The sequence below is a fragment of the Mycobacterium colombiense genome, from assembly GCF_003284935.1.
GTDB lineage: Bacteria > Actinomycetota > Actinomycetes > Mycobacteriales > Mycobacteriaceae > Mycobacterium > Mycobacterium arosiense_A.
In genome coordinates this window covers 1-16609 of record NZ_QMEV01000061.1, presented here as the reverse complement: position 1 = coordinate 16609, position 16609 = coordinate 1, and the positions used below count along the sequence as shown (strand labels likewise).

Genomic DNA, 16609 nt, shown 5'->3' with positions numbered 1-16609 from the left:
CGATTTCGGTGGAGCGTTTGCACGCCCACGGGTGTGACGTACGGTGCAAATGATGCTGGTGTTGTCTTTGGCGCCTTTCGGGGAATCTGTGGCTGGCGCCACCCGTCGTGAGCCTTAGGAGACCTGAGTCGAATGAGACGCACACGCTGGGGGTCTTCTGCGCGACCGGCCGCAAGGCTGGTGCGGCCGATCGTTCCATCCGTTTTGAGCCTCGCCCTGCTGATCGCCACGCCGGGCCTCGCGGAGGCCGATCCCACCGCCGACAACCTGGCCGCCCTCATCGCCAACGTCGCCAAGGCCAACCAGCGGCTGCAGAACCTGAGCGCCGAAATCCAGACCGAACAGGAAAGCGTCAACAAGGCCCTCGTCGACGTGGAGACCGCGCGGGACAACGCGGCCACCGCCGAGCACGATCTAGAGGCCAGCCAGCAGGCGGTCAAAGACGCCAACATCGCCATCGCCGGTGCGCAGCGCCGCTTCGACACCTTCGCCGCGGCCACCTATATGAACGGCCCGTCGAACAGCTACCTGACGGCGAGCAGCCCCGACGACATCATCGCCACCGAAGCCGCCGCCAAGAACCTGACCACCAGCTCGCAGACCGTGATGGCCAAGCTGCAGCAGGCCCGCACCGAGCAGGTGAACAAGGAATCGGCGGCGCGGCTGGCCAAGCGGAACGCCGACAAGGCCGCCGCCGACGCCAAGTCCAGTCAGGACGCCGCCGTGGCGGCGCTGACCAACTCCAAGCAGAAGTTCGACCAGCAACGCGAGGACATCATTCGCCTTGCGGCCGAACGGGATCAGGCTCAGGTCAAGCTGGAGGCGGCCAAGCGCGAGGCCGCCCGGCAGTGGTCGGCGGGCGCCGGCGGGTCCGGCGCTGCGTCGTCGGGCGACCGGTGGGACAACGGGACGCCGGGCGCGCCGGCACCGTCGGCCGGGGGCCGCAAGTGGGACGGCGCCTGGGACCCGACCTTGCCGATGATCCCCAGCGCCAACGTCCCCGGCGACCCGATCGCGGTGATCAACCAGGTGCTCGGCATCTCGGCCACCTCGACTCAAGTCACCGCCGGGCTGGGCCGCAACTTCCTGCAGCAGATGGGCATCCTCAAGCCCGATGACACCGGCATCACCAACGCCGCCCCGGGCGGGGTCGGCGGACGCATTCCCCGGGTCTACGGGCGGCAGGCCACCGAATACGTGATCCGGCGCGGCATGTCGCAGATCGGCGTGCCCTACTCCTGGGGCGGCGGCAACGCGGCCGGCCCGAGTAAGGGCATCGACTCCGGGGCCGGCATCACCGGCTTCGACTGTTCGGGCCTGGTCCTGTACTCGTTCGCCGGCGTCGGCATCAAACTGCCGCACTACTCCGGCTCGCAGTACAACCTGGGCCGCAAGATCCCGTCCTCCCAGATGCGCCGGGGCGACGTCATCTTCTACGGCCCGGGCGGCAGCCAGCACGTGACGATCTACCTCGGCGACGGCCAGATGCTCGAGGCCCCCGACATCGGGTTGAAGGTGCGCGTCGCCCCGGTGCGCACCAGCGGCATGACGCCCTACGTGGTCCGGTACATCGAGTGGTGATCGAGTGAGCACTGAACGGACAGCCATGCGCCGCAACCGGTTTCGTCTCATCAATCTCGCCTGGATCACCGCTGTGGTGTCCGGGCTGATGTTGTCTGTGGCGGCGCCGGCTCCCCTCGCCATGGCCGACCCCGGCCAGTGGGACCCCACCCTGCCGGCCCAGATCAGCGCCGGCGCCCCCGGAGACCCGCTCGCCGTCGCCAACGCCTCGCTGCAGGCCACCGCCCAGGCCACCCAGACGACGATGGACCTGGGCAGGCAATTTCTCGGCGGTCTCGGGATCAACATCCTGGGCGATCCCGCGCCCGCCGCCGCGGCCACGCCCACCAACCCCGGCGGCAAGATCCCGCGGGTCTACGGCCGGCAGGCCATCGAGTACGTGATCAAGCGGATGGGGTCGCAGATGGGCGTGCCCTACTCGTGGGGCGGTGGCTCGCTGGACGGCCCCAGCAAGGGCGTCGGCGACGGCGCCAACATCACCGGCTTCGACTGCTCGGGGTTGATGCGCTACGGCTTCGCCGGGGTCGGCGTGCTGATCCCGCGGTTCTCCGGTGACCAGTACAACGCCGGGCGCCACATTCCGCCGGATCAGGCCAGGCGCGGCGACCTGATCTTCTACGGCCCGGGCGGCAGCCAGCACGTCACCATGTACCTGGGCAACGGGCAGATGCTCGAGGCATCGGGCAGCGCCGCCAAGGTTACGGTCAGCCCGGTTCGGAAGCCCGGCATGACACCGTTCCTGACCAGGATCATCGAGTACTGACCCCGGGTGCGTCCGGGCCGGCACGCCCCCAGGGCGGGTGCACCAGCGTCGACGGAATTCGGCGGGCCTGGAATAGTTGGACGCGGGCGCGTCGTGTCCGATTGAGCTTTGTCGGTTGAGCCGTGGAAGGTAGCAGTTCATGACATCAGCAGGTGGGCCGCCGCCAGGCGCCAGCGGTTACTCGGGCCCGGGCGGGCAATCCGGCCCGGCTCACGAAGCGCCGGCGGGCGGCGGTAACGGACTGGCCGCCGAGGTGCAGACTCTGGAACGCGCCATCTTCGAGGTCAAACGCATCATCGTCGGCCAGGACCAGCTCGTGGAGCGCATGCTGGTCGGCCTGTTGTCCAAGGGACACGTCCTGCTCGAGGGTGTGCCCGGCGTGGCCAAGACGCTGGCCGTCGAGACGTTCGCCAAGGTGGTCGGCGGGACGTTCGCGCGCATCCAGTTCACGCCGGACCTGGTGCCCACCGACATCATCGGTACCCGCATCTATCGCCAGGGCAAGGAGGAGTTCGACACCGAGCTCGGCCCGGTGGTGGTCAACTTCCTGCTCGCCGACGAGATCAACCGCGCGCCGGCCAAGGTGCAGTCGGCGCTGCTGGAGGTCATGCAGGAGCGCCACGTGTCGATCGGCGGCAAGACCTTCGCGCTGCCCAACCCGTTCCTGGTGATGGCCACGCAGAACCCGATCGAGCACGAGGGTGTCTACCCGCTGCCCGAAGCCCAGCGTGACCGCTTCCTGTTCAAGATCAATGTCGGCTATCCGTCGCCGGAGGAGGAGCGGGAGATCATCTACCGGATGGGCGTGCGCCCGCCGGAGCCCAAGCAGATCCTCAACACCGGCGACCTGTTGCGCCTGCAGGACATCGCGGCCAACGTCTTCGTCCACCACGCGCTGGTGGACTACGTGGTGCGCGTGGTGACCGCCACCCGCCATCCCGAGCAGCTGGGCATGAACGACGTCAAGACGTGGATCTCGTTCGGGGCGTCGCCGCGCGCGTCGCTGGGCATCATCGCCGCGTCGCGTTCGCTGGCGCTGGTCCGCGGCCGTGACTACGTGATCCCGCAAGACGTCGTCGACGTCATTCCCGACGTGCTGCGCCACCGGCTGGTGCTCACCTACGACGCGCTGGCCGACGAGATCTCGCCGGAGATCGTCATCAACCGGGTGCTGCAGACGGTGGCCCTGCCTCAGGTGAACGCCGTTCCGCAGCAAGGTCATTCGGTGCCCCCGGTGATGCAACCCGCCGGCGCGGCCAGCGGTCGGTGACCGATCCCAACAGGCGGGCGGTGGTGCATCCGCCGTCGATGCAGCGGGGCCAGATCGATGACCCGAAGCTGTCGGCGGCGCTGCGCACCCTCGAGCTCACCGTCAAACGCAAGCTCGACGGTGTGCTGCACGGCGACCACCTCGGGCTGATCCCGGGCCCCGGCTCCGAGCCTGGGGAGTCGCGCGAGTATCAGCCCGGCGACGACGTCCGCCGGATGGACTGGGCCGTCACCGCCCGCACGACGCACCCGCACGTGCGGCAGATGATCGCCGACCGGGAGCTGGAAACCTGGCTGGTGGTCGACATGTCGGCCAGCCTGGACTTCGGGACCGTGGGGTGCGAGAAGCGCGACCTGGCGGTGGCGGCGTCGGCCGCGATCACCTTCCTCAACAGCGGGGGCGGTAACCGGCTGGGGGCGATCGTCTCCACCGGGGCCAACATCACGCGGGTGCCCGCCCGCTCCGGTCGCCAGCACGAGCAGACGCTATTGCGCACCATCGCCACCACGCCGCGGGCGCCGGTCGGGGTGCGCGGCGACCTGGCGACGGCGATCGACGCCCTGCGCCGGCCGGAACGCCGCCGCGGCATGGCGGTGATCATCAGCGACTTCCTCGGGCCGATCAACTGGATGCGCCCGCTGCGGGCGGTCGCCGCCCGCCACGAGGTGCTGGCCGTGGAGGTGCTCGACCCGCGCGACGTCGAGCTGCCCGACATCGGCGACGTCGTGCTGCAGGACGCCGAGTCCGGCGTCACCCGCGAGTTCACCATCGACGCGCAGCTGCGCGACGATTTCGCCAAGGCCGCCGCGGCGCATCGCGCCGAGGTGGCGCGCACCATCCGGAGCTGCGGGGCCCCGATTCTGACGCTGCGCACCGACCGCGACTGGATCGCCGACATCGTGCGGTTTGTCGAATCCCGCCGGCGCGGTGCATTGGCAGGGCGGCAGTGACATTGCCGCTCCTGGGCCCGATGTCGTTGTCGGGCTTCGAACATTCGTGGTTCTTCCTGTTTTTGCTCGTCGTCGTCGGGCTCGCCGCGCTCTACATCCTGATGCAGCTGGCGCGCCAGCGGCGCATGCTCCGGTTCGCCAACATGGAGCTGCTGGAAAGCGTTGCGCCCAAACGGCCTTCGACCTGGCGCCACGTCCCGGCGATCCTGCTGGTGGCGTCGCTGGTGCTGTTCACCATCGCGATGGCCGGGCCCACCAACGACGTCCGGATTCCGCGCAACCGCGCGGTGGTGATGCTGGTCATCGACGTCTCGCAGTCCATGCGCGCCACCGATGTCGCGCCCAACCGGATGGCGGCCGCGCAGGAGGCCGCCAAGCAGTTCGCCGACGAGCTGACGCCGGGCATCAACCTCGGGCTGATCGCCTATGCGGGGACCGCGACGGTGCTGGTCTCGCCGACGACCAACCGGGAATCGACCAAGGCCGCGCTGGACAAGCTGCAGTTCGCCGACCGCACCGCCACCGGGGAGGGCATCTTCACCGCGCTGCAGGCCATCGCGACGGTCGGCGCGGTGATCGGCGGCGGCGACAAACCGCCGCCGGCGCGCATCGTGTTGTTCTCCGATGGCAAGGAGACGATGCCGACCAACCCGGACAACCCCAAGGGCGCCTTCACCGCCGCGCGCACGGCCAAGGACCAGGGCGTGCCGATCTCGACCATCTCGTTCGGCACCCCGTACGGGTTCGTCGAGATCAACGACCAGCGCCAGCCGGTGCCCGTCGACGACGAGACCCTGAAGAAGGTGGCCCAGCTCTCGGGCGGCAACGCCTACAGCGCGGCGTCATTGCAGGAACTGAAATCGGTGTACGCGACGCTGCAGCAGCAGATCGGCTACGAGACCATCAAGGGTGACGCCAGCGTGGGCTGGGTGCGGCTGGGCGCGCTGGTGTTGGCGCTGGCCGCGCTCGCGGCGCTGCTCATCAACCGCCGCCTGCCGACCTAGTTCCGCCCGTTGTGGCCCCTTCCAGAATCCGCGAGCGTAAGCGCACTGCGAATTTCGGCCCGAATTTCCACAGTGGGCTTACGCTCGCGAAGCGCGGGCCTCGCGCACACGGCGGATGATCTCGTCGCGGTGATGCTCTGCGATGACCCGGACGACGATCCACCCGTGACGCTCGATCGTCTCCAGCCGGCGAATGTCCTTGACGTACTGATAGCGACTCGATCGATGCTGATCGCCGTCGTACTCCACGGCCACCTTGATGTCCTCCCAGCCCATGTCCAAATAGGCTTCTGCCCAGCCCCATTCGTTGCGGACTGGAATCTGTGTCTGGGGAGCGGGAAAGCCGGCCGCAATCAACAGCAGGCGTAGCCAGGTCTCCTTGGGCGACTGCGCTCCACCGTCGGCGAGTTCGAGGGCGGCGCGAGCGGCCTTCATGCCTCGGCGTCCGCGATACCGCTCGACCAGCAACTCGACGTCGGCCATCTTCACATCGGTCGCCCGCACGAGGGCGTCGACCGCAGCGACCGCAGCACCTAGCTGGCATCGCCTGGCCAAATCGAGCGCGGTTCGAGCGGGCGTGGTGACTCGCATGCTGTCGACGACGGTGATCTCGTCTGCCTCGATCCGCTCTTCCCACACATGCACGCCCGGCGCGGGCCACCGGTTGGTGTCGATGATCGCGGCGGGCACCGCCGGGTCGATCCACTTCGAGCCGTGCAGCGCCGAGGCCGAAAAGCCGGCGAGTATGCCGCGCCGGCGTGATCGCAACCAGCAGGCCTTCGCGCGCAACACCGCCGTCAGCTCGAGGTCGCTGGCCACGTACACGTCTTTGTGCAGCGCCGTATACCGCCTGCGCAGCTCGTGCGGAGTTACCGCGCCGGCGGCTAGGGCCTCGCTGCCCAAGAAGGGGCCTGTCATGCCCGCCATGGGCGGAAGTGTGCTCCGCCACACCGACAGCGCTCCGCGAGCGTAAGCGCACCGCGGAAATCCGGCCCGAAAGTCGCAGCCTGCTTACCCTCGCGGTGCTAACCGGGGGAGATTTCAGTCCCGCCGCACCGAGGCGATAAGTTGGCCGGGTGACTGACGCAGCCACCGAGAACACCTCCACGCCCGCCACCAACGGCGGCAAGCCGGCATTCGTATCCCGTTCAGTCCTGGTCACCGGCGGAAACCGGGGGATCGGGCTGGCGATCGCGCAGCGGCTGGCCGCCGACGGCCACAAGGTGGCCGTCACGCACCGCGGATCCGGGGCGCCCGAGGGGTTGTTCGGCGTCGTGTGCGACGTCACCGACAACGACGCGGTCGACCGCGCCTTCAAGGAGGTCGAGGAGCACCAGGGTCCGGTCGAGGTGTTGGTGTCCAATGCCGGCATCTCCAAGGACGCGTTTCTCATCCGGATGACCGAGGAGCGGTTCGAGGAGGTCATCAATGCCAACCTCACCGGGGCCTTCCGGGTGGCCCAGCGCGCCTCACGCAGCATGCAGCGCAAGCGTTTCGGCCGGATCATCTTCATCGGGTCGGTGTCGGGCAGCTGGGGCATCGGCAACCAGGCCAACTATGCGGCCGCCAAGGCCGGCCTGATCGGCATGGCCCGCTCGATCTCCCGGGAGCTGTCCAAGGCCAACGTGACCGCGAATGTGGTGGCGCCGGGCTACATCGACACCGAGATGACCCGCGCCCTCGACGAGCGGATCCAGGAGGGCGCGCTGGACTTCATCCCGGCCAAGCGGGTCGGCACCGCCGAGGAGGTCGCCGGGGCGGTCAGCTTCCTGGCGTCCGAGGACGCCAGCTACATCGCCGGCGCGGTCATCCCGGTGGACGGCGGCATGGGCATGGGCCACTGACTTCGGCCCCGACACATCGACATTAAGGACGGACATGGCAGGACTGCTCGACGGCAAACGGATTCTGATTTCGGGGATCATCACCGATTCGTCGATTGCGTTTCACATCGCCAAGGCGGCCCAGGAGGCGGGCGCGCAGTTGGTGCTGACCGGGTTCGACCGGTTGCGCCTGATTCAGCGCATCGCCGACCGGCTGCCGGAGAAGGCGCCACTGATCGAACTCGACGTGCAGAACGAAAAGCATCTGGACTCGCTCGCCGAGCGGGTGACCGCCGAAATCGGCGAGGGCAACAAGCTCGACGGCGTGGTGCACTCGATCGGCTTCATGCCACAGACGGGGATGGGCATCAACCCGTTCTTCGACGCGCCGTATGAGGATGTCTCCAAAGGCATTCACATCTCGGCGTATTCGTATGCCTCGCTGGCCAAGGCGACGCTGCCGATCATGAATCCCGGCGGCTCCATCGTGGGTATGGACTTCGACCCCAGCCGGGCGATGCCGGCCTACAACTGGATGACGGTGGCCAAGAGCGCGCTGGAGTCGGTCAACCGGTTCGTGGCGCGCGAGGCGGGCAAATTTGGCGTGCGGTCGAATCTCGTTGCCGCGGGCCCGATCCGGACGCTGGCGATGAGCGCGATCGTCGGCGGGGCGCTCGGCGAAGAGGCCGGCGCGCAGATGCAGCTGCTCGAAGAGGGCTGGGATCAGCGCGCACCCATCGGCTGGAACATGAAGGACCCGACCCCGGTCGCCAAGACGGTGTGCGCGCTGCTCTCGGACTGGCTGCCGGCGACGACGGGAACCATCATCTACGCCGACGGCGGCGCAAGCACCCAATTGCTGTAAAGCCTAATGGAATTCGACGCCGTCCTGCTGTTGTCCTTCGGCGGTCCGGAAGGTCCGGAGCAGGTTCGGCCGTTCTTGGAGAACGTCACCCGGGGCCGCAACGTGCCCCCGGAACGCCTCGATGACGTCGCCCAGCACTACCTGCATTTCGGCGGGGTGTCGCCGATCAACAACATCAATCGCGCGCTGGTGGCGCAATTGGAAGCCGAGCTGGGCAACCGCGGCCTGGACCTTCCGGTCTATTTCGGCAACCGCAACTGGGAGCCCTACGTCGAGGACACCGTCGCCACGATGCGCGACAACGGAATTCGTCGGGCCGTGGTGTTCACCACCTCGGCGTGGAGCGGCTATTCCAGCTGCACGCAATACGTCGAGGACATCGCCCGGGCGCGCGAGGCGGCCGGGCCGGACGCGCCCGAATTGGTCAAGCTGCGGCCCTATTTCGACCACCCGAGGTTCGTGCGGATCTTCGCCGACACCATCGGCGCGGCCTCGGGGGCGCTGACCGCCGCGCAACAGGCCGGCGCGCGGCTGGTGTTCACCGCGCATTCCATTCCGGTGGCCGCCGACGACCGCGTGGGCCCGCGGCTGTACAGCCGCCAAGTCGCCTATGCCGCAAGCCTTGTGGCGGCCGCCGCCGGGTATGCCGATTACGACCTGGCGTGGCAGTCGCGCTCGGGCCCGCCCCAGGTGCCCTGGCTGGAGCCCGATGTCGCCGACCACCTGGCCACGCTGGCGCAGGCCGGGACCGAAGCCGTCATCGTCTGTCCGATCGGGTTCGTGGCCGACCACATCGAGGTGGTGTGGGATCTCGACAACGAGCTGGCAGGCCAGGCCGAGGCGGCGGGCGTGGCGCTGGTGCGGGCGTCGACGCCCAACGCCCACCCGCGTTTCGCGCAGCTGGCCGCGGACCTGATCGACGAATTGCGATACGGGCGCGAGCCCGAGCGGACGACCGGACCCGACCCGGTGCCCGGTTGCGGTGCCAGCGTCAACGGCGCGCCGTGCCGCCCGCCGCACTGCGCGGCCGGCCGCTAGAAACGGTCAATCGCCCCAGGCGGAATGCAGGATCGCGGTCACGGCCGCCATCCGCGCCGAACGCACCACCGCGGTGAGCGGTCGCAGCGCGTCGCTGGCAATGCGGGCCTCCGAAGAGGATTGGGTTCCCAGGGGTTCCACGCCGGCGGCGACGGGCGCGGTGAAGCGGTCCGGAGAGTCGGATCGGCTCAGTCCCGCGCTGACCGCGATGATGGCGTCGACGTGGGCGGCGTTCTCCAGGACCCGCAGCGCGCGCGTCGGCGCGTGGTCGGGAATGCGGTGCTGCCGTGCGGATTCCAGGAGTTGCTCGACCAGGCCCCGCGGGTCGTCGACGTCGGATGCCGCGGCCCCCAGCCCGATGGCGCCCAGCGCATCGGCGGCCGAGCGCACGGCCGACCGCAGCGTGTACTCCGCGTCGCCGAGCTCGTAATGGTCCAGCACGGGTGCGCCCGGCAGCGAGTACACGGTCCACGTGAGCGCGCACAGTTCGGCAAGCCGCGTCTCGTAGTCCTCCGGCACGTCCTCGTCGTCCTCATAGGAGAATTCGGGCACCAGGCCGACGGCGGTGGCGGGGTTTCGGGGGTTGGCGATGATGACGGCCTCGCCGGCCGCGAGCGCGTCGCGCTCGAACTGGGTTCCGGGGGCCAGCCCGCGCACGTCACCCGGCACCGGCAAAATCACGTTGATCGATCCGCGCATCAACCCTGTGCCGTCCGGCGCCGCGGTCGGCCGGCCGATTGCGGCACGCAGTGTCTGCAGCAGCGTGACCGTTCCGGCGTCGTGCACGTCGGGCCAGGGCAGCCCGGTGTGGCCCGCGGCGACCGCATCATACGCGGTCACCGATTGCTTTGGCGCCCAGACGGATAACGCGTCCAGGACGTCGTCGGGCGCGGCCTTTCCGGCGAGCCACGCATTGGCCCACAGGGACAGCGAAACACTGGGACACCACACGAGAACGCAGTGTAGTTGTTTTGCCCGGCGAAGGCGGATCACGCGTATTCTTGCCGCATGCACGCCGCGGTGCTTTGGCTAATATTCGCGCTGGTGCTGGCCGGTGCGGAGGCGCTCACCGGCCATTTGTTTCTGGTGATGCTCGGCGGGGGCGCACTGGCCGCGGCGCTCACCAGTTGGGTGACCGACTTTCCGGTGTGGGCGAACGGCGCGGTGTTCCTGGTCGTCTCGGTGCTGCTGCTGGTGTTGGTCCGCCCGCCGCTGAAGCGCCGGCTGACGCCGGGCGGGGCGCCGCGGTTGGGAATCGAGGCGCTGCAGGGCAAAACCGCGCTGGTGCTCGAGCGGGTCGCGCGCGATGCGGGTCAGGTCAAACTCGACGGCCAGGTGTGGTCCGCGCGCCCGCTCAACGAGGCCGAGGTGTACGAACCCGGCGAGCCGGTCACCGTCATGCAGATCGACGGCGCCACGGCGGTGGTCTTCAGGAGCAGTCTGTAGCGGCGAGACGAAGCCGCCAACGACTGGTAGAGAGAGGAAGTTCGATGCAAGGTGCGGTTGCTGGTTTGGTGCTGCTGGCCGTCTTGGTGATTTTCGCCATCGTCGTGGTGGCCAAGTCGGTTGCGCTGATACCTCAGGCGGAGGCCGCGGTGATCGAACGGCTGGGACGATACAGCCGCACGGTCAGCGGGCAGCTGACGTTGTTGGTGCCGTTCATCGATCGGGTTCGCGCCCGGGTTGATCTGCGCGAGCGGGTGGTGTCGTTCCCGCCGCAGCCGGTGATCACCGAGGACAACCTGACCCTCAACATCGACACGGTGGTCTACTTCCAGGTCACCGTTCCCCAGGCGGCCGTCTACGAGATCAGCAACTACATCGTCGGCGTCGAGCAGCTCACCACCACCACGCTGCGCAACGTCGTCGGCGGCATGACGCTCGAGCAGACGCTGACGTCGCGCGACCAGATCAACGGGCAGCTGCGCGGCGTGCTCGACGAGGCGACCGGCCGCTGGGGGTTGCGGGTCGCCCGGGTCGAGTTGCGCAGCATCGATCCGCCGCCGTCGATTCAGGCGTCGATGGAGAAGCAGATGAAGGCCGACCGCGAGAAGCGGGCGATGATTCTGACCGCCGAAGGTATGCGCGAGGCGGCGATCAAGGAGGCCGAGGGCCAGAAGCAGGCGCAGATCCTGGCGGCCGAGGGCGCCAAGCAGGCCGCGATCCTGGGCGCCGAGGCCGACCGGCAGTCCCGGATGCTGCGTGCCCAGGGTGAACGCGCCGCGGCTTATCTGCAGGCGCAGGGGCAGGCCAAGGCCATCGAGAAGACGTTCGCCGCCATCAAGGCCGGCCGGCCCACGCCGGAGATGCTGGCCTACCAGTATTTGCAGACGCTGCCGGAGATGGCGCGCGGCGACGCCAACAAGGTGTGGGTGGTGCCCAGCGACTTCAACGCGGCGCTGCAGGGATTCACCAAGTTGCTGGGGACGCCGGGCCAGGACGGGGTGTTCCGCTTCCAGCCGTCGCCCGTCGACGACGCCCCCAAGCACAGCGCCGACGACGACGCCGAGGTGGCCGACTGGTTCTCCACCGAGACCGACCCGGCGATCGCCCAGGCGGTGGCCAAGGCGGAGGCGATCGCGCGCCAGCCGGCGGACGGCCCGGCCGGCGAGCTGACTCCATAGGATTGCGGCATGAGTGCGTTGACTTCACCGAAGACCTATGCGGCGCTTGGCGCCTTCCACGCCGTGGACGCGGTTCTGTGCGGCGTCCAGGTGGCCCCGATCAAGAAGGTGCTGGATGACGTGGGCCTGCCGGAGAACGTCCGGCCCGTGCTGCCCGCGGTGAAGGCGGCCGCGGCCGTCGGATTGCTGTCGGTCAACCGTTTTCCGGCCCTGGCGCGGCTGACGACGGCGATGCTGACGCTGTACTTCGTGCTGGCCCTCGGCGCGCACGTGCGGGTGCGCGACAAAGTCGTCAACGGCGTTCCGGCCGCCCTGTTCTTGGCGCTGGTGGCCGCGATGACGATCAAGGGGCCGGACCAGAACTAGTCGAGGCGCAACTCGACCAGCGGCAGCGGGGTGTCGGTGTCGGTGATCGGGACGCCGAGTGTCTCTTCGAGCACCGGGCGCATCCGCTCCCACGCCTTGGGGTGACGGGTGCGGTAGGCGGCCAGGGTGCGATCGGCTTCGGGCGTGGTCATCACCCGCGCGGTGGCCGTTCTGGGCGCGTGGCTGCCGGCGTAGACCCGCACCCGCGGGTTGGCTTCAATGTTGCGGAACCACTGGGCTTTTCGACCGAAGCCCGACGCGACCACATAGGTGTCGGGTGACGAGTGGTCGAGAACTTCCAGCACCACGAAGCGCGGTTCACCGGATTTGCGGCCGATGTGCTCGAGCATCAAGATCCGCGAGCCGAACAGCGCGCCCGCGCGGGCTTTATAGATCCAGATCGGTGCGCGCATCAGGCGACGCGACCGCAGCACGCGTGCGCCGGCGTTGACGAAAAGGGTTGTGTTGGACACCTTTACCTTCATTTCTCCTTCATCTGCCGATAAGTCCTTCGCGATAGATGGCGAAGACCTCGCCGGCCCACCGCCGCATTCCCTCCTCCGAGAGCGGATCCACTCCGAGTGCCTCGGTGAGGCGGGGCCGCAGCGTCAGCACCGCGAGGTCGTTGACAAGCAAAAACGCCGCCCGCACCGCTGCGTCCGCACCGCGGCTGGCGGTGCCGACCGCGACCATCGCGTTAAGAGTGGTTTGGCTGAGCCGGAATAGCCGGTCGAACAATGCCGAACCGGCGCTCCCTCCGTTGATCAGCAGCCGGCTCAGGTACGCCGGGATCGGCGAGTCGGGCGGCAGGTAAGTGGCCAGGCCGTCGAGCAGGCTCGGCACTGCGGTCGGCTCGAGCCCGACCACGGCGGTCTGCTCGGTCATCTTCGTCAGCAGCACTTCGAATGTGGCGACGACGTGATTGTCGACGATCTCGACGAGCCCGTCTTTCGAGCCGTAATGCCTGATGAGCAGGGCCGGCGAAACGCTCGCCGCGTTCGCTATGTCGCGCAGGGTGACCGCATCGGGGCCGCGCTGGGCGAACAGACGCAGCGCTTCGTCCCGGATCCGCGCCCGGGCCGTGCGGTCATCCGGTAGTGGTGAATGCACGTTCACAATTATAAACAGATGTTTACAACCGGTGGCAGGCTCCGGGCCGACCGCCGCGTACGTACCTCAGGACTGGGGTGCCGGCGGCAGGGGCGGTACGGCGCCCGGCGCGGTGGGTGATCGGGGTGGCTCTCGACGGCGGCGGGATAACCGAGACGGCACTGGCCCGACGCCTGTCGCCGTCACGATTTCGGGCATCGTGACGGCGACAGGCTCGGTGGTCAGGGATGCGGCGCGGGCGACGGTGGCGTCGGCGAGGCCGGTGACGGGAATCCCTCGCCCGGGGGCGGCGGCCAGTAGCCACGCGGGGGTCCGGGCGGACTGGGCGGCGGAGCAAATCCGAACCCACCCGGCGCGGGTCCGCCCAGCGGAGGAGGCGGGGACCCGTGGAACGGCGCCGCCAGCATCGGCGGCGGACCGGGAGGCGGCGGGAGCGGCCCGACGCTGACGATCCAGGCGAACGCGATCGCCGTGACGGTGCCGACCGCGCCGAGCAGCGCGCCCGCCACTGCGGCGCCGATCACCACGCCGGTGGGGTAGCGGCGTCGCTCCGGTGCTGGGTGGGCGACCGGCGGCGGCGCCGGGGGACTGGTGTTGATGTCGTCGTTCGTGGTCATGTCTCGGAGGTTAAGAACCCGGGCTGAAGTGGATCTGAAGAATTCGGGCGGCTGGCGAGCGTGCTCAACCGTCACAGCCGTCACCGGCAAAAGGGCAACCACCTTTGCCCGCCTTCGAGCGACAACGCGGCGTCGCCGGGGCACCCCCTGGGCACCGAACGGGGTTGTCGCTCAGAGGCGGGCAACTGCCACATACCTCGCCTTTGGTGACGAACGCGATCGCTGGGACGCCACCTTCAGGTTCGTTTCAGGGCCGGCGCCGACAATGGGGGCATGACGGATTGCCTTCGTGCGGCCGGCCAGTTCAGCGTCGGCACGCCGCGGGTGTTGGTCGTCGAGGACTCCGAAACCATCCGGGAGATGGTCGGCGAAGCGCTCACCGAGGTCGGCTATCACACCGATGCCCGCTGCGACGGCGACGGCCTGGAAGAGGTCCTCGACGGGATGCGGCCCGACCTGGTGGTGCTCGACGTCATGCTGCCGGGACGCGACGGGTTCGAACTGATCGACGTGATCCGCGAATGGGGTGACGTCGGGATCGTCTTGATCACGGCGCGCGACGGGCTGCCGGACCGGCTGCGCGGGCTCGACGGTGGGGCCGACGACTACGTCATCAAGCCGTTCGAGTTGGCCGAACTGGTGTCACGGGTCGGCGCGGTGTTACGCCGTCGCGGACGGCTGTCCCAGGTGATCCAGGTGGGCGACGTCACGCTGGATCTGGGCGCCGGTGTGGCGGCGCGCGGCGGTCACCCGCTGGATCTCACCGCAACCGAGCTGCGGGTGCTGTCGTTCCTGGTGGAGCAGCGGGGCCGGATCGTCAGCGCGGGTCAGATCCTGAACGGGGTGTGGGGCTATGACGCCTACGACCCCAACCTGGTGCAGGTCCACGTCAGCGGTCTGCGGCGCAAGCTGGAGGCGCACGGGCCGCGGATCCTGCATACCGTGCGCGGCATCGGCTACCGCGTGCGGGCCGAGCGGTCATGACGGCCGCGTCGACGACACCGACGCCGTCGCTGCAGCGACGCGTGACCCTGGTGGTGCTCGCGCTGCTAGCCGTCCTGCTGGTGGTGCTCGGGGTCACCATCGACATCACCATTGGCGTTCTGGCGCAACGCAATCTGCACGACCGGCTGCTGGCCGCGACATCGCGCGCCGACGCGTTGAGCGCCGCGCGCACCTCACCGGATCTGCTCGCTGCCGAACTCAATGGTGGCGGGATCCGGGCGCTCGTCGTCACGGCCAACGGCAGCGCCTACGGTGACCGCGGGATCAGCCCCGAGCTGACTGACGGGGAGGTCGACCCGCCCCCGCCGCCGTATCCGCCACCGCCGCCCTATCCGCCCCCGCCGCCCTATCCGCCGTATCCGCCACCGCCATACGCACTTCCGCCGCCGCCCGGCCCGCCACCGGATGCCACCGCGACGGCCATCGTGCACCCCCTGCCCGACGGCAGCCGGGTGATCCTGGTCGCCGACACCACACAGACCACCCAAGTCGCGCATCAGCTGCGCGGCCTGATGATCGGGGCCGGCCTGGCAACCCTGGCGCTCGCGGCGCTGCTGCTGGTTGCGGTCAGCCGGGCGGCGCTGCGCCCACTGGACCGGCTCACCGCGCTGGCCAACGCCATCACCACCGGCGACCGCGGCCGGCGACTGCACCCGGATCGCGCCAACACCGAACTTGGCCGTGCCGCACGGGCTTTCGACGGAATGCTGGACGCACTGGAAACATCGGAGCACCGCGCCCGGCACGCCGCCGACACCGCGCAACGTGCCGAGTCCGCAACCCGGCGATTTCTCGTCGACGCCGCCCACGAGCTGCGCACCCCGATCGCCGGCATCCAGGTCGCCGCCGAACAGCTCGCCCACGGCGCCTCCGAACATGACGACGACGGGCAATACCGTCGGGCGAGCCTGCTGCTCTCCGACGCTCGTCGCGCCGGCCGGCTGGTCGCCGACATGCTGGACCTGAGCCGCATCGACGCCGGGCTTGCGCTCCAGCTGCACGACGTCGACGTGGCCGCCGTCCTCGATGGTGAAGCCGACCGGGCCGCCATGCTGGCGCCGCAAATCAGCGTCAGCCGCACCGGTTTGACCACGCTGAATCTCCACGCCGATGCGACCCGCCTGTCGCAGATCGTGTCCAACCTGCTCGACAACGCGCGACGGTATACCCCACCCGGCGGAGCCATCACGGTCGACCTGCGCGCAGACGATGGCATCGCGAAGGTGACCATCACCGACACCGGGCCGGGCATCCCGGAAGACCAGCGGGACAACATCTTCGAGCGGCTGGTGCGCCTGGACGCCGGGCGCGCCCGCGACCACGGCGGCGCCGGCCTGGGCCTGGCGATCGCGCGGGCGCTGGCGCGCGCCCACGGCGGTGACTTGGTGTGCCTGCCCCACGAGGGCGGCGCCCAGTTCAGGCTCACGCTGCCGCGCCAGTGGGGGCACGAGTAGCGCAGTGGCCGCCCCAAGAGTCTTGCGTAAGAGCATGATTGGGGCGGCCACCGTTTTACGCCTGCTAGCGCACCGGCCTCACCAACCCGGCGGTGGGGCCGGATGGAACGGCCCGGCGACTCCGGGGCTTTAGTGGGCG

Annotated in this window: 18 protein-coding genes; 13 read left to right on the top strand and 5 right to left on the bottom strand. The window is 69.2% G+C overall.

Translation table 11 applies throughout. The features are described 5' to 3' along the window. Positions 1–132: 132 nt before the first annotated feature. The 5 genes from ripA (at position 133) to DQP57_RS21040 (ending at position 5568) form a co-directional block, all read left to right on the top strand. Positions 133–1581: an NlpC/P60 family peptidoglycan endopeptidase RipA gene (gene ripA, locus DQP57_RS21060; RefSeq protein ID WP_112634624.1), complete on the top strand. Its 1449-nt coding sequence runs from the start codon at positions 133–135 to the stop codon at positions 1579–1581. Positions 1582–1606: 25 nt separating this feature from the next. After that, complete coding sequence (gene ripB, locus DQP57_RS21055) at positions 1607–2344, top strand: NlpC/P60 family peptidoglycan endopeptidase RipB (protein ID WP_112634623.1); 738 nt, start codon at positions 1607–1609, stop codon at positions 2342–2344. Positions 2345–2483: 139 nt separating this feature from the next. Then, entirely contained in the window at positions 2484–3614 is a 1131-nt protein-coding gene (locus DQP57_RS21050; RefSeq protein WP_112634622.1) for an AAA family ATPase, read from the top strand. Between the two features lie 38 nt (positions 3615–3652). Then, positions 3653–4564: a DUF58 domain-containing protein gene (locus tag DQP57_RS21045; RefSeq protein ID WP_112634634.1), complete on the top strand. Its 912-nt coding sequence runs from the start codon at positions 3653–3655 to the stop codon at positions 4562–4564. Further along, on the top strand, positions 4561–5568 hold the full coding sequence (locus DQP57_RS21040) for a VWA domain-containing protein (RefSeq protein WP_112634621.1): 1008 nt from the start codon (positions 4561–4563) through the stop codon (positions 5566–5568). The genes DQP57_RS21045 and DQP57_RS21040 overlap by 4 nt, the downstream gene beginning before the upstream one ends. 78 nt (positions 5569–5646) lie before the next feature. Here the strand turns inward: DQP57_RS21040 and DQP57_RS21035 are convergent, their stop codons facing one another. Then, on the bottom strand, positions 5647–6486 hold the full coding sequence (locus tag DQP57_RS21035) for a hypothetical protein (protein ID WP_112634633.1): 840 nt from the start codon (positions 6484–6486) through the stop codon (positions 5647–5649). Between the two features lie 158 nt (positions 6487–6644). Between DQP57_RS21035 and fabG1 the strand changes: the two genes are divergently transcribed. The 3 genes from fabG1 to DQP57_RS21020 are packed head-to-tail and all read left to right on the top strand — an operon-like array spanning position 6645 to position 9294. Then, on the top strand, positions 6645–7412 hold the full coding sequence (gene fabG1 / locus DQP57_RS21030) for a 3-oxoacyl-ACP reductase FabG1 (RefSeq protein WP_112634620.1): 768 nt from the start codon (positions 6645–6647) through the stop codon (positions 7410–7412). 34 nt (positions 7413–7446) lie between these two features. After that, a complete protein-coding gene (inhA, locus tag DQP57_RS21025) occupies positions 7447–8256 on the top strand; it encodes an NADH-dependent enoyl-ACP reductase InhA (protein ID WP_067097838.1) in 810 nt (269 codons plus the stop codon). 6 nt (positions 8257–8262) lie between these two features. Continuing rightward, a complete protein-coding gene (locus tag DQP57_RS21020) occupies positions 8263–9294 on the top strand; it encodes a ferrochelatase (protein WP_112634619.1) in 1032 nt (343 codons plus the stop codon). 6 nt (positions 9295–9300) lie between these two features. Here the strand turns inward: DQP57_RS21020 and DQP57_RS21015 are convergent, their stop codons facing one another. After that, positions 9301–10245: a hypothetical protein gene (locus tag DQP57_RS21015; RefSeq protein WP_112634618.1), complete on the bottom strand. Its 945-nt coding sequence runs from the start codon at positions 10243–10245 to the stop codon at positions 9301–9303. 57 nt (positions 10246–10302) lie between these two features. Between DQP57_RS21015 and DQP57_RS21010 the strand changes: the two genes are divergently transcribed. From DQP57_RS21010 to DQP57_RS21000, 3 genes are read left to right on the top strand one after another with little or no spacing between them, the layout of a single operon-like run. After that, positions 10303–10740, top strand: coding sequence for an NfeD family protein (locus DQP57_RS21010; RefSeq protein ID WP_112634617.1), 438 nt, complete (start codon positions 10303–10305; stop codon positions 10738–10740). A gap of 44 nt (positions 10741–10784) precedes the next feature. Then, entirely contained in the window at positions 10785–11918 is a 1134-nt protein-coding gene (locus tag DQP57_RS21005; RefSeq protein ID WP_112634616.1) for an SPFH domain-containing protein, read from the top strand. A gap of 9 nt (positions 11919–11927) precedes the next feature. Beyond that, the gene (locus tag DQP57_RS21000) at positions 11928–12284 is read left to right on the top strand and encodes a DoxX family protein (protein ID WP_112634615.1); all 357 of its coding nucleotides are present in this window, start codon (positions 11928–11930) and stop codon (positions 12282–12284) included. On the opposite strand, the gene DQP57_RS20995 is transcribed toward DQP57_RS21000, so the two are convergent. The 3 genes from DQP57_RS20995 to DQP57_RS20985 form a co-directional block, all read right to left on the bottom strand. Then, positions 12281–12697: a nitroreductase family deazaflavin-dependent oxidoreductase gene (locus tag DQP57_RS20995; protein WP_240631834.1), complete on the bottom strand. Its 417-nt coding sequence runs from the start codon at positions 12695–12697 to the stop codon at positions 12281–12283. The two genes, DQP57_RS21000 and DQP57_RS20995, sit on opposite strands and share 4 nt — an antisense overlap. Positions 12698–12776: 79 nt before the next feature. Then, positions 12777–13394, bottom strand: a complete 618-nt coding sequence (locus DQP57_RS20990; RefSeq protein ID WP_165821863.1) for a TetR/AcrR family transcriptional regulator — start codon at positions 13392–13394, stop codon at positions 12777–12779. Between the two features lie 221 nt (positions 13395–13615). Then, positions 13616–14011 (bottom strand): hypothetical protein, encoded by a 396-nt coding sequence (locus DQP57_RS20985; RefSeq protein ID WP_112634612.1) that lies wholly within the window; start codon positions 14009–14011, stop codon positions 13616–13618. A gap of 273 nt (positions 14012–14284) precedes the next feature. Here DQP57_RS20985 and DQP57_RS20980 point away from each other — a divergent pair, with 273 nt between their 5' ends. After that, positions 14285–14995: a response regulator transcription factor gene (locus DQP57_RS20980; RefSeq protein ID WP_112634611.1), complete on the top strand. Its 711-nt coding sequence runs from the start codon at positions 14285–14287 to the stop codon at positions 14993–14995. After that, positions 14992–16470: a sensor histidine kinase gene (locus tag DQP57_RS20975; protein ID WP_112634610.1), complete on the top strand. Its 1479-nt coding sequence runs from the start codon at positions 14992–14994 to the stop codon at positions 16468–16470. The genes DQP57_RS20980 and DQP57_RS20975 overlap by 4 nt, the downstream gene beginning before the upstream one ends. Positions 16471–16609: the final 139 nt, after the last annotated feature.